The sequence below is a fragment of the Rhodococcus sp. 06-470-2 genome (genome assembly GCF_002258235.1).
Classification (GTDB): Bacteria; Actinomycetota; Actinomycetes; order Mycobacteriales; family Mycobacteriaceae; genus Rhodococcoides.
Map to the genome: position 1 here is coordinate 1 of NZ_NOYB01000024.1, position 12,796 is coordinate 12,796.

The 12,796-nt window shown below is 64.3% G+C and carries 13 protein-coding genes and 1 rRNA gene; 8 read left to right on the forward strand and 6 right to left on the reverse strand.

Annotated elements, in window-relative coordinates; translation table 11 throughout:
- Both rrf and CH276_RS12625 read left to right on the forward strand, forming a co-directional pair.
- Positions 1–95: ribosomal RNA gene (gene rrf, locus CH276_RS12620) — 5S ribosomal RNA — on the forward strand; the annotation flags it as partial.
- Between the two features lie 393 nt (positions 96–488).
- A complete protein-coding gene (locus CH276_RS12625; RefSeq protein WP_176459233.1) occupies positions 489–1,109 on the forward strand; it encodes a DUF6188 family protein in 621 nt (206 codons plus the stop codon).
- Here CH276_RS12625 and CH276_RS12630 read toward each other — a convergent pair.
- Together CH276_RS12630 and CH276_RS12635 are read right to left on the reverse strand one after the other, a co-directional pair.
- A complete protein-coding gene (locus CH276_RS12630) occupies positions 1,088–1,837 on the reverse strand; it encodes a YqjF family protein (RefSeq protein WP_254923928.1) in 750 nt (249 codons plus the stop codon). The genes CH276_RS12625 and CH276_RS12630 overlap by 22 nt on opposite strands.
- 23 nt (positions 1,838–1,860) lie before the next feature.
- Positions 1,861–2,529 carry an SIMPL domain-containing protein gene (locus CH276_RS12635; RefSeq protein ID WP_094629345.1) on the reverse strand — a complete coding sequence of 223 codons (669 nt, stop codon included), beginning with the start codon at positions 2,527–2,529 and terminating at the stop codon, positions 1,861–1,863.
- Between the two features lie 88 nt (positions 2,530–2,617).
- Between CH276_RS12635 and CH276_RS12640 the strand changes: the two genes are divergently transcribed.
- Positions 2,618–3,610, forward strand: a complete 993-nt coding sequence (locus tag CH276_RS12640) for an isopenicillin N synthase family dioxygenase (protein ID WP_094629344.1) — start codon at positions 2,618–2,620, stop codon at positions 3,608–3,610.
- Here the strand turns inward: CH276_RS12640 and CH276_RS12645 are convergent.
- Positions 3,604–4,032, reverse strand: coding sequence for a DoxX family protein (locus tag CH276_RS12645; RefSeq protein ID WP_094629351.1), 429 nt, complete (start codon positions 4,030–4,032; stop codon positions 3,604–3,606). The two genes, CH276_RS12640 and CH276_RS12645, sit on opposite strands and share 7 nt — an antisense overlap.
- A 34-nt stretch (positions 4,033–4,066) precedes the next feature.
- On the opposite strand from CH276_RS12645, the gene CH276_RS12650 reads away from it, so the two are divergent.
- Complete coding sequence (locus tag CH276_RS12650) at positions 4,067–5,134, forward strand: DNA polymerase IV (protein WP_094629343.1); 1,068 nt, start codon at positions 4,067–4,069, stop codon at positions 5,132–5,134.
- On the opposite strand, the gene CH276_RS12655 is transcribed toward CH276_RS12650, so the two are convergent.
- The 3 genes from CH276_RS12655 to CH276_RS12665 all read right to left on the reverse strand — a co-directional run bounded on the left by CH276_RS12655 (position 5,135) and on the right by CH276_RS12665 (position 8,957).
- Complete coding sequence (locus CH276_RS12655; protein ID WP_094629342.1) at positions 5,135–5,839, reverse strand: TerD family protein; 705 nt, start codon at positions 5,837–5,839, stop codon at positions 5,135–5,137.
- A 117-nt stretch (positions 5,840–5,956) separates the two neighbouring features.
- On the reverse strand, positions 5,957–7,708 hold the full coding sequence (locus tag CH276_RS12660) for a pyruvate dehydrogenase (RefSeq protein ID WP_094629341.1): 1,752 nt from the start codon (positions 7,706–7,708) through the stop codon (positions 5,957–5,959).
- Between the two features lie 196 nt (positions 7,709–7,904).
- Positions 7,905–8,957 (reverse strand): LacI family DNA-binding transcriptional regulator, encoded by a 1,053-nt coding sequence (locus CH276_RS12665; protein ID WP_037190705.1) that lies wholly within the window; start codon positions 8,955–8,957, stop codon positions 7,905–7,907.
- 112 nt (positions 8,958–9,069) lie between these two features.
- On the opposite strand from CH276_RS12665, the gene CH276_RS12670 reads away from it, so the two are divergent.
- The 4 genes from CH276_RS12670 to CH276_RS12685 all read left to right on the forward strand — a co-directional run bounded on the left by CH276_RS12670 (position 9,070) and on the right by CH276_RS12685 (position 12,795).
- Positions 9,070–10,104 (forward strand): formamidase, encoded by a 1,035-nt coding sequence (locus CH276_RS12670; protein WP_094629340.1) that lies wholly within the window; start codon positions 9,070–9,072, stop codon positions 10,102–10,104.
- 159 nt (positions 10,105–10,263) lie between these two features.
- Entirely contained in the window at positions 10,264–10,896 is a 633-nt protein-coding gene (locus CH276_RS12675; protein ID WP_094629339.1) for a flavin reductase family protein, read from the forward strand.
- Positions 10,893–11,786 (forward strand): carbon-nitrogen hydrolase family protein, encoded by an 894-nt coding sequence (locus tag CH276_RS12680; RefSeq protein ID WP_094629338.1) that lies wholly within the window; start codon positions 10,893–10,895, stop codon positions 11,784–11,786. Before CH276_RS12675 ends, CH276_RS12680 begins: the two co-directional genes overlap by 4 nt.
- Positions 11,764–12,795 carry a hypothetical protein gene (locus tag CH276_RS12685; RefSeq protein WP_037190708.1) on the forward strand — a complete coding sequence of 344 codons (1,032 nt, stop codon included), beginning with the start codon at positions 11,764–11,766 and terminating at the stop codon, positions 12,793–12,795. Before CH276_RS12680 ends, CH276_RS12685 begins: the two co-directional genes overlap by 23 nt.
- The last annotated feature ends 1 nt before the right edge of the window (position 12,796 follow it).

Consider the following 12,796-nt stretch of genomic DNA (forward strand, 5'->3'; position numbering starts at 1 on the left):
AAACGCCCGGTCCCATTCCGAACCCGGAAGCTAAGCCCTCCAGCGCCGATGGTACTGCACTCGACAGGGTGTGGGAGAGTAGGACACCGCCGAACACAACTTCCCAGAACACCCCCAGACCACCCGGTCCGGGGGTGTTCTGCATTTCGAAACCACCAGACACCGCGCCGTCTCGCACACGATCGCACCCCGGACACCTACCATTTCCCACGCACTCGGCGAACGCGCGCGCATTCGCGGAACGGCGACCACCACCGCAGCCGGCATCAGCCTCCACCCGACCCGATGAGCTCACACCCACAGGGGGGCAAACGCGCGCGCAGTCGCCATCCGCGCGCAGAATCTCAGGCCGATCACTGACCATTTCCCGCGCACCTGACGAAGGCGCGCGCATTTGCCATCCGCCGAGGGCTGAACCCAGTACCCCGTATCGCGCCCCGGCCTGTCTTTGTGGGCTCCCACAGGATTGTGTGGCACAGTCGATGTCGATGAAACTCGCCGTCGTTCAGAAGCGTGTCAGCAGAATCCTGCTCGATTTCGATCTGAGTATCGAATTCGACAACGGTGCCAGCATGGCCTTCAGCGAGGTGATGATCGACGGACTCACTGTCGACGAGGACAATCAGTTCGAGGGTCTACGAGCGCTCGCGACACTGCACGGTCTCATATGCGACGACGCAGACTACGACGAATCCGGTGTTCTCCGTCTTACGTTCGAGGGCCGGCAGACAGTGGTGGCCAGTCCGCGAGACGAGGTCGAATCCTGGGAGTACACGGCTGCGGACGGCTCGACAGTGGTGTGTGGACCGGGCGGGGCCGTCGAGTCGTGGCCCGCACCCGAGCATCCAAAATCGGTGGCCCCGGCCGTCGAGGGGCTTCCTTCCATCGGTGCCACCGTGGTTCGGCTCTCGACCGGCGACGACCCTGCCGTCGAATTCTCGGATGGCACCAAGCTGTTGTTCGACCTCTCCCTCGACGCCGGGTACCTCGTGTTGCGGGAAAGTGTGACGTCGAGTTCTCTCGCCGACAGCGTCGCTGCTACACAAGAAGATTGGGTCGTCGAACTGTCCTCGGGGCACGTGATCTTCTACCGACCGCGCACTACGTAGGGTCTACCGAACTGGGTCTCGACACCGGGTGAGTACAGGACCGAGTCCGGTCGCCGGGTACTGACACCGGGTAGGCCTGCCGCTGCCACGAGCTCGTCCGAGCAGTGGGTGAGTTCTGCGTCGACCAAGGGCCAGTGCCGGTGCACGTTCGGGACGTACAGCAGGCGACCGGCCAGTGAGGTGTGCAATCCCCAACGCGCGGTGAGGAACACAGCGAGCGGATCCTCGGACAGGTCGCGTGATCCTCTGACGACGCCGAAGTCGGTGGTTGCGCCGCGGTGCGGGGGAGCGAGCCGTTTGCTGCGGTAGCCGATCGTGGTGCTGTCGTCGGCGATATCGATCGATGACCAGCGGTACGGAATGCGAGCAGCGTTGGTGCCCAGCACGACTGCGAGTCTGGTTGCTTCCAGGGATCGGAACACGACGCCGCGTCGCCCCTCCGCGTCGACCGAGTACAGCCGAACGTTGATCTCACCGAAGGTGCCGAAGTACGGCACGGGGTGACGGTAACCGAGGCCAGCACCGACCATGTGGAAGCCGATCAGCCCAACCCACGACGAGCCGTCGTATTCGTCGGGTACGCACCCTCGGGGCAACAGCGGGGCGACGTCGGAACTCGGAACCCGCCAGTGTAGAAAGACCAGCCGTTCCCATCGCTGATCCATCACGATCGGACGAGGCAGTAGCGGTGGCCGCGGCCAGAGGCGTCGGGCATCGTCTCGGTTCATGATCCGAGCGTAGGCGCGAGGCGTCAGGTGGCAGTGAATCGGGCGTGCACGCTCGCCGAGATGGTGATTTTCTCCGGCTTGAGTGCAAATCCGGCAGGCGCTGATTTCGCGGCGAACATACGTGCCGAGGATTCCGGTCCACCGCTCTCCGCGAACCCTGGCAGCAGACCGGGATCGGCCACCGCGACAGCGTGCACGCCCGATCGTCCCAGGCTCGACGCGTAGGCCTCGGCCTTCGAGACGGCGTCGCGCACAGCGAGTTCCCTGACGGACAAGGTGTGAGCGGTTCTGCTGGATTCGGTGAGGTCCCAATCGAAATGGTCGATCGACACTCCCTCGAGTGCTGAGGCTGCGTAGACGAACGCGTCCACCAGATCGAGCTGGCTGAACTGCACTTCCACTGACGCCTCGGCTTGATAGACGTACGGCAGTTGCTCTCCGTCGTGGTTGAACGGGCGGTGGCGCGAGTGGCGCACCTGGTCCACCGACCATCGATCGATGGGTCCCCCGTCACTGTTGTAGAGCGGCTCGACCAGTCTGGTGAGCTCCCGGACGAGTTGCTGAGCAGGCTCGGATGCGGACTCTGCAGTGCGACCGTCGGTGCGGACGGTCAGCGCGAGTGTGCACTGTTCGGGTGGGTAGGTGGCTGCGCCGTGACCGACGACGGTGATGTCGAGTGCTTCGGGGCTCATGACACTCAGTGTTGCATCCGGGTCGGGCGGTTTTACCGAACCTGAACACTGCTGGCCGACGCGTCGAGGGAGGAGGACAATCACGAACATGCTTCCCGTTCTCGATCTAGGTCTGGCCGACCACGACCCCCGCGCGTTCCAGTTGTCGCTGCGCGAAGCAGCTCACGGGTCCGGCTTCTTCTATCTCGTCGGACACGGGATCGAGATCGAACGAATGCACGAGGTACTGCGCCTCGCGCGAGAGTTCTTCGCCGTGCCGGACGATGTGAAGGAGGGAATCAGTCAGCTGAAGAGCCCGCATTTCCGCGGCTACTCCCGGGTGGGCGGCGAGCTGACCAACGGCCGGGTGGATTGGCGAGAGCAGATCGACATAGGTCCCGAACGCCCGGCGATCGAGGGAGCCGAAGGTTACTGGAACCTCCAGGGCCCCAACCTGTGGCCGTCGCAGCCGGCCGGGTTCAGAGAGACGTTCGAGCAGTGGGAGCAGTCCGTGTCGGGTCTCGGGCTCCGGTTGCTCCGGCACTGGGCGCAGTCATTGGGTGCGCCCGAGAACGTGTTCGACGACGCTTTTGCCACTGCGCCCGCGACGCTGATGAAAGTCGTGCGTTACCCGGGCACTGCTGATCACTCGCAGGGCGTCGGAGCGCACAAGGACTCCGGGGTGCTGACGTTGCTGCTCGTCGAACCGGACTCGGCCGGTCTGCAAGTGGAGACGACCGCCGATACGTGGATCGACGTACCGCCGCTGGACGGCGCATTCATCGTCAACATCGGCGAGCTGTTGGAGGTTGCGACCGGCGGCTACCTACGTGCGACGCGTCATCGGGTGGTCGCGCCGGGACCCGACACCGACCGGATATCGGTGCCACACTTTCTGAGCCCGGCCCTCGATGCCGTCGTACCGGTGATCGAACTGCCGCCCGAATTGGCGCGGCAGTCACGAGGAGTCGAGAACGATCCTGCCAACCCCATCTACAGCACCTACGGCGAAAACGCGTGGAAGTCCCGTACGCGAGCACATCCCGACGTGGCACAGTTGCACCACGGCATCGTTTCGGCCGGTCGGCAGTCTGCCTACTGATTCCTACTGTGGCCCTGACGTGATGCGCGAAACTGCGCCCATGCTCCGGTGCACCACAACGCCCATACGATCAGCAGTGGCTGGAACAGCAACCGGATCCCTCGGGCCGTATCTGAGTCGAGGCCGAACGCGTCGGTGTGCGTGACGAACTGCGAAATGTTGCCGGGAAAGACCGCGACGAAGAACGCCGCGACCACCCAACCGATGACCGGTGCGCGGGCGGTCCAGAACAGCAACGCCATCCCGAGCGCGATCTCGACGACACCCGACGCCAGGACGACGAAGTCGGTACTGATCGGAACCCAGGTCGGCACCTGGGCGGCGAAGGTGCTCCTCGCCCAGAAGAGATGACTGAGTCCGGCGAAGACGAGGAACGCTCCCAGTACTACTCGTCCGATGGTGCGAGAAATCGATTTCGTCATGGCGTCATGAGACACCACGGGCACACTGAGCACTATGACCGGGAGTACACCGACCGACCCAGCACGGCACCGATGGGTACTGCACGTCGACCTCGATCAGTTCATCGCTGCCGTCGAAGTGCTCCGCAACCCGGACCTGGCGGGCAAAGCCGTCGTGGTCGGCGGTAGAGGAGATCCGACCGAGCGTGGGGTGGTGTCGACGGCCTCGTACGAGGCGCGTGCGAAGGGCGTCGGATCCGGAATGCCACTACGCGTCGCCGCGAAGAAGATCCCGGACGCAGTCTTCCTCCCCGTGGACAAGCCGGCGTACGACGAGGCCTCGGCACTGGTGATGGACACTCTGCGGTCGTTGGGATTCGTGGTCGAGGTGATCGGATGGGACGAGGCGTTTCTCGGTGTGGAGACCGACGACCCCGAGGGCGTGGCAAAGACCGTCCACGACGCGGTGTTCGACGCGGCGGGGCTGCATTGCTCGGTCGGCATCGGGGACAACAAGTTACGAGCCAAGATCGCCACCGATTTCGACAAGCCTCAGGGCATCTACCGGCTTACGCAGGACAACTGGTTCGAGGTGATGGGCGATCGCGGTACCGATGCGCTGTGGGGGATCGGCAAGAAGATCTCGAAGAGGCTGACCGCCCTCGGCATCTCGACAGTCCGAGAACTGGCCGATGCCGAGGACGCGGACCTCGCCGCAGCGTTCGGACCGAAGATCGGTCCGTGGCTCGGTACCAAAGGGCGAGGTATCGACCTCGCACCGGTGACGTCCGAGCCGTGGGTCGCACGGTCGCACAGCCGTGAGGTCACGTTCCAGACCAACGTCGCCGATTGGGCGATCGTCCGAGACGAGGTCGCCGCGTTGACGTCGAAGGTGCTGGCAGACATCGAAGCCGAGAACCGGCCGGCCGTGCGAGCGGCATTGAAGATCCGCTACGCGCCGTTCGAGACCCATACCGTCAGTGCACCGATCATCGGAGCGCCCACCTTCGATCCGGCGATCCTGACCTCGGCCGCGGTGGCGCTCGTCGACCGCCTCGACCATACGAGAGAGGTTCGACTGATCGGCGTCCGGCTGGAAATGACTCCGCCGCAACCTCTCTGACTACTTGCGGCCCGCCGCCCAGCGCAGTCCCCAACCGTACTTCTTGTCGAGGTCGGCTTGGCTGCCCTGGATGTACTCGACTTCGCGGGTGACCGTGATACCGGCAGAAGTGTTCTCCAACAATGCGATCGAGCAGATTCGCGCGGAGTTCTCGGCCGAGTCGAGGCGTACCTCGACCTGTGGTCCGCTGGTGGGGTACAGCGTCACCACCCCGTCCACTGCTGCCCAGTTCGGCGCGCCGTCGTAGATCATCGCGAAGATCAGGATTCGAGCGAACTTCTCGGGATGGGCGAGGTTGATGTGCATGTTCTCGCCGCCGCTGACCGAACCGGAGCGATCGTCGCCGTCGAGCGCGATGAACGGGGCATCCTGCAGTGAACCGAAGCTGTTCCCGAGTGCCTGGACGACGCCCTTGGAACCGTCACGCAGTTCGTAGAGGCAGCCGAGGTCGAGATCGACACCGCCGGAGCCGTACGACGCCGCGCCCAACTTGGCCAGGAAGCCCTTCTTCTTCGGCTGTGCCGCAGGTGCGCCGGTCGACCAGTTCAGGTTGACCCGCATCGAACCCTGCTTTTCGCCGGACTTGGTGAGGCTGATCGTCGGCGACGCCTTGGACAGCGTCACTTTGCTCAGACTGACCGGAGCACCGGCCTGCGACGCCGAGGATTGCCCGGACGAGGGCTTGCGGGTGTAGTCGATGGCCATGGTTGTGCCTTCCGGAACGGTCGGTTACCGGATCGAGTGTCCGGTTTGGGCGGTGTGTCGACAATAACCGCCTGTCCGATCATCTCGATGATCGCATCGCTGCGTACGACAATTCGTCTACGGTCGAGGCACGTTACGCAGGTTCGACTTGGCCATTCGCATTGCCTCGCCGACGCCGCCGTTGAGCACAACCTTGCTCATCGCGAGCGCGAATCCCTTGATCTGCTCGCCGGTGATGGTCGGCGGGACGGACAGTGCCAGCGGATCGGTGATCAGTTGCACCAGCGCCGGTCCGTCGACCGCGAACGCGGTCTCGAGTGCGCCGCGGATGTCCTCGGGCTGCTCGACGCGTTGTGCGTGGATACCCGCGGCGGCGGCGATGCCGGTGTAATCGACCTGGGGCACGTCGACGCCGAAGTCGGGCAGACCGTCGACGAGCATCTCGGCCTTGACCATGCCGAGCGTGGAATTGTCGAACAACACGATCTTGACGGGCAGCTTGTACATCGCGACGGTCAAGAGTTCGGAGAGCAGCATCGAGAACCCGCCGTCGCCGGAGATCGACACGACCTGGCGGCCCGGATTGGCGAACTGCGCTCCGATGGCGTGCGGCAGGGCATTGGCCATGGAACCGTGCAGCATCGACGCGACGAATGCCCTTCTGCCGGTGGGGTTGATGTAGCGCGCGGTCCACACGTTGCACATGCCGGTGTCGGTGGTGAACACGGCGTCGTCGGCGGCGAGGTCGTCGAGCACCGAGGCAGCGTACTCGGGGTGGATCGGAACGAGCTTCTCGGCGTTGCGGGTGTACGCGCCGACGGTCTTCCCCATCAGGTCGTTGTGCTTGTCCACCCACTTCTCCACGTAGCGGCGGTCGGTCTTGCGAGTGATCAATGGCTGCAACGCATTCAGTGTTGCCCGAACATCACCGTGGATCGGGTACTGCACCGAGGTTCGACGCCCCAGCTTCGTGGGATCGATGTCGATCTGCGCGGTCGTGACGTCCTCGGGCAGGAACTGCTGATACGGAAAGTCGGTGCCGAGCAGGATGAGCAGATCCGCGTCGTGAATTCCTGCATGGGCCGCGCCGTAGCCCAGCAACCCTGTCATGCCGACGTCGTACGGGTTGTCGTACTGGATGAATTCCTTGCCGCGCAACGAATGTCCGACGGGGGCGCCGATGGTGTCGGCGAACGCGACCACCTCGTCGTGGGCACCCTTGACTCCGTAGCCGGCGAAGATGGCGACCTTCTCGGCATTGTTGATGGCGTCGGCCAGTTTCTGGATGTCCGCCGCAGGCGGGGTGACGACCGGTGTGGAGGGAATGGCTATCGGGTCCATCGATCCGGCGGCCGACAATTCGGCGATGTCGCCGGGGAGCGTCAGCACCGACACCCCACCACCGGTGATGGCGGCATTGATCGCCGCTCGGAACACCCGGGGTGCCTGCGCGGCGGTGGAGACGAATTCGTTGTAGAGCGAGCATTCACCGAAGAGGCGATCGGGGTGCGTCTCCTGGAAGTACCCCGAGCCGATCTCGCTGCTGGGAATGTGCGACGCGATCGCCAGAACCGGTGCGCCGGAACGGTGTGCGTCGTACAGACCGTTGATCAGATGCAGATTTCCGGGTCCGCACGAACCCGCACAGACGGCGAGTGTGCCGGTGGTCTGCGCGTCGGCAGACGCCGCGAACGCCGCGGCCTCCTCGTGTCGTACGTGAATCCAGTCGATACCGCCCTTGGCCGATCCGCCGGTGCGACGCACTGCGTCGACCACAGGATTGAGACTGTCGCCGACGATGCCGTAGATGCGTTGTACGCCGGCGTCGACGAGTCCTCGAACGAGCTGATCGGCCACTGTGGTGGGCATTTCACTGTCTCCTCAAAATTCGGTGACGCACCGATATGCCTCGGCTGCGCCTTCTCGACGCCTTCCCTGCACCGAGGGTCTGCCAAACATAGAAGTGCACGCAACGGAGGGTCGTCAAGGTGAACCTGCTGGTGAAGGCCCTCTACGATCTCCGTCACGTCGGGATGTTCCAGGCAGCACCCAGAGATGACTGCGGCTACCCGCCGACCGGCGAGAAGTGGCTGGGTGCAGTTCGTCCCGGAACCGTGGAGTCGCGGACGACCAGCGTCGGCGTGAGTGCCACCGAGGACACCGGCAGTCCGTGGGTGACGGCCAACAGCATTTCGGCTGCGCGTGTGCCGATTTCGCGGTGCGGGCTGTGCACTGTCGTCAAGGGCACCGTCAGCTCGCTGCAGATCGAGATGTCGTTGTAGCCGACGACCGCAACGTCGCGTCCCGGCTGCAATTCCGCTTCGCGCAGGACGCCGAGAACTCCGATGGCACTGAAATCGTTGGTCGCGAAGATCGCCGTCGGCGGTGTCGGCAATGCCAGAAGTGCTGTGGCCCCGCGTCGTCCGGCCTCGGGATCGAAGCCCTCTTCCCGTACGTACTCGTCCGGAACGTCGATGCCTGCATCGCGGAGGGCAGCTCGGCAGCCCTCCAATCGGTCGATTCCGGTGCTGGCCCACGCCGGGCCGGACACGATCCCCACTCGGGTGTGGCCGAGTCTGGCCAAGTGCTCACCGGCGAGGTAACCGCCCCGATGGTCGTCGCACGTCACCGAGGTCATCCCCGGGTATCTACGGCTGATGAGCACGAACTTGATTCCTCGGCGGTGCAGGTCCTCGAGGTTCTCGCTGTCGAGGCGAGCGTCCCCGAAGATGAGGCCGTCGACGTTGCGGCCGAGCAGCAGATCGATGCGTCGACGCTGCTGAATCGGATCGTCGTGGGTGTTGGCGACGAAGGTCTCGTACCCGGCACGGTTCGCTGTTTCCTCGATGGCGTCGTACATCGCCGAGAGCACCACGTCGGTCAATCGCGGGACGAGTACACCGAACGCGGTGGACTTCTTGGTGGTCAAGCTCGCCGCGTTGGGGTTGGGGACGTAGTCCATCTCGCGGGCCAGCTCGAACAATCGCAGGTCTCCTGCGCTGGCACCGGCCGGGTCGAGCGCAACGCGTCGCAGAGCTCGCGAAACGGTCGAGACATGAACTCCCGCAGCAGCTGCGACCGTTTTTAGCGTGACGCTTCCCGACGTAGTGCTGTCCACTGGCGGTTCCCCTCGATCCTCCGTCGGCGCTGCCCCGACCCCTGATGACCCCTAAGCTAGCACCGTGCGCAATCGTTTGCGCAACAAGTTGCCCTCGAGGAACGGACATTCGATGACAGGTTTGGGTGGTCTCAATCCGTCGCCGACGTCGCTCACGCTCGGCCTGGTTCAGCAGCAGATTCCGCTGATCACGAGCATGGACGATGTGAACGCGACGACCGATCGTGTGTGCAGGCAGTTACACGAGGCGAAGGCCGGCTTCTCGGCGCTCGACCTCGTGGTGTTCCCCGAGTACTCGCTGCACGGTCTGCGCAAGTCGTCGTGGGCGTCCGACGAGGTGATGTGTGACATGGACGGTCCGCAGGTGGAGCGATTGCGCGACGCGTGCCGTGAGTCGGCAGTGTGGGGGTGTTTCAGCATCATGGAACGTAACCCCGGCGGAGCGCCGTTCAACTCCGGAATCATCGTCGACGACCGAGGTGACATCGCGCTGTACGTCCGCAAACTGCATCCCTGGACGCCCAAGGAGCCGTGGGAGCCCGGTGACATCGGCCTACCGGTCTGCCCAGGTCCCAAGGGGTCGGTGCTGTCGCTGTTGATCTGCCACGACGGAATGTTTCCCGAGATGGCGCGGGAGGCGAGCTACCGCGGTGCCAACGTGCTGCTGCGCACGGCCGGGTACAAGTTTCCGCTGCGGCAGTCCTGGCGTATCACCAACGAGGCCAATGCTTTTCACAACCTGGCGTACACCGCGTCGGTGTGTCTGGCGGGGGAGGACGGCAACGGCATCCCGTCGATGGGCGAGGCGATGGTGTGCGACTACGAAGGAACGATCGTCGAGCGCGGCGATTCGACACCCGATCGGGTGGTGACCGTGTCGATCGAGCCGGCCAGGGCGGATGCGGCACGTCGCGAGTGGGGAGTGGAGAACAACATCTATCAACTGGGTCATCGTGGGTACACCGCACTCGATGGAGGGGCGCGCGATTGCCCGTACACCTACGTTCGCGACCTCGCCGACGGAACCTACCGAGTGCCGTGGGAGGACGAGGTTCGCATCGTCGACGGGACCCCGGAGGGGTACGGACCCCCGCGTCGGCTCGGCAGCGCAACCGATTCCGCGCGGGCCGGTCTGCGCGGGGAGTAAGGCGGAGGTTACGCGACCCGTGCCCGTGTAACGGTGCCATTAATTGGTTCCGGATTTGTCGCCCAAAGCTCGACATCGACCGAGAAACCCCTCTATCGTCGGAGCAACGCAATCGGTTGCACGACCGGTTGCACAGCAAGCGAAAGAAGGCTCGTTTCGATGACTTCCCAGGTAGGCGACTCTCTGGAGCTCACGGATCGCACCCGCCACGACATCGAATCGATGTCGTCGGGGGATGTGTACAAACTGCTGTCCTGCGCGGTGCAGCCTCGTCCGATCGCATGGATCTCGACCGTTTCCGGCGACGGCGTCCGCAACCTGGCACCGTTCAGCTTCTTCAACGTCGCGTCGCGCAATCCGGCAACGCTGATGATCTCCATCGGTGAACGCATCGGGTTCCCCGGTGAGTTCAAGGACACACTGGTCAACATTCGCGACACGGGCGAATTCGTCGTCAACATTCCGTCCGCAGACACCGTGGATGCGGTGACCGCGAGTTTCGCCACCGTCGATGCGGAGGTCGACGAATTCGAGCTCTCGCACATGACCGCGGTGCCGTCGGTGTCGGTCGAGGCCCCGTCGGTGCTCGAATCCCTGGTCTCTCTCGAATGCCGCACGATGCAGGAAATTGCACTCGGCACGGACACTCTGGTGTTGGGGACCGTGACGGCGGTGACCAGTAGGCCTGGCCTGCTCACTGCCGACCTGCACGTCGATACTCTCGAACACCGTTTTCTCGGCAGGCTGGCGGGCCCGTTCTATACCACCGACATGAACCGGGTGGCGCAGTGACCGCCTCGGCACGGCTGCGCGGCGTCGACACCGAGTCGGTTGTCGATACGTTCGATATCGCTGTGGTGCAGACCGGTTCGCGAATCGGAGCCTGGCAGCAGAACATCGACGCGGTGCGCGCAGAGGTGCAGGCTCTCGCCGCGAGCGGGTCGAAGGTGATCGTTCTGCCCGAATTGTTCGCCAGTGGTTACGATCTCGACGGCATCGAAACCATGGCAGAGTCCGTACCCGGTCGAACGTCGACCGCACTCGGAGCGCTGGCCGCCGAGACCGACACGGTTCTGGTGACGGCCATCGCGTTTCGTGATGCCGACGGAACCGTCTTCGACAGCTCGCTCGTCGTGGGCCCGGGCGGCCTGATCGCTCTGGGACACAAGCGCTTTCTGTGGGACCGAGAGAAATCGGTGTTCACTCCTGGCGCTGAGAGCGGACTGCTGGTCAGCACTCCGTTCGGCACCATCGGCGTCGTGATCTGCTACGAGGCAGGGTTCCCCGAGACGGTCCGAGACCTCGTCCAGCGAGGAGCCGATGTGATCGCCGTACCGTCGGCCTTCGGGCACGTCCGTTTGCACGTGTGGAAGCTGCTCACCCGCTCCCGCGCACTCGAGAACGGCGTCGTCGTCGCGGCCGCCGGACTCACCGGACAAACCGGCGACGGCCCACGGTTCGCGGGCCACAGCGTCATCGTCGGACCACAGGGGCGCACCATCGTCGAGATGGACGAGAGCGTCGGATCGGTGTCGGCAACAGTGACTCGCCGCGAGTTGCTCGACGCACGCGACGAAGTCCCCTATCTGAAAGACCTTGCCCAACTGGGCGGTATCACCGAGACACGAACGACCGAGAACGATCACGAGAGGAACCGAGATGTTCGATCTGCGATCAGCTGATCTGTTGCGCGCCTTCACCCGTCAGCTCGAGCTGTGCAAAGTTCGGCCCGGAGAGCAGGTGGTCATTCTGGCGGAACCGTCGAGCCGCGGTGATTACGTGTCGGCTGCGTTCGGGGCGGCTCAGAGTTTGGGCGCACAGGTACTCTCGGCCACCGTTCCCGGCGGCAGTCCGGCACCGATGCCGAGCACCCACACCGGTGCGGGCCCCGGTCTGGTGTCGGTCATGAACAGTTCGGTCGCACAGGACATGCTCAAGGGAGCCGACCTGGTGGTCGATCTGACCAGCGAGGGCTTCATCCACGCGCCCATCCAGCAGGAGATCCTGGCCGCAGGAACGCGCATCATCTTCGTGTGCGACGCCCCGGACGTGCTCATCAGGAACATGCCGCAGGACGGAGACAAGGAACGGGTGCAGGCCGGCGTCGATCTGATCCGCAACGGTTCGACCATGCGCATCACCAACGAGGCCGGCACCGATCTCACCGTGCAACTGAGCAATTCGCAGCCCGAGTTCCAGGTGGGCTTCGCCGACGACAAGGGACGCTGGGACCACTGGCCGTCCACCATGGTGCTGTGTTGGCCGGAGATCTCCAACGGACAGATCGTGTTGTCCGAGGGCGACATCTTGCTGCCGTTCAAGGAGTACGTCCGCGACAGGACGACACTCGCCGTCACCAACGGCCACATCGATGAGGTCACCGGCGGCGCAGAAGCGGCCTTGCTCAACATGTTCTTCGACGACTCCAACGACAAGTGGGCGCGCTACCTGTCCCACATGGGCTGGGGGTTGATGAAGACCGGCGACTGGTTCGCGGCCGCGATGTACGGCAAGGACGACATCATGGGCATGGACGCCCGAGCGTTCGCAGGCAGCTTCCTGTGGTCCACCGGCCCGCACCCCGTCCTCGGCCGAGACTCCTACGCACACCTCGACATCGGGATGCGCGCCTGCACCGTATCCATCGACGGCATCGACGTCGTCACCGAAGGTCGATTGGTGGAGAACTGAC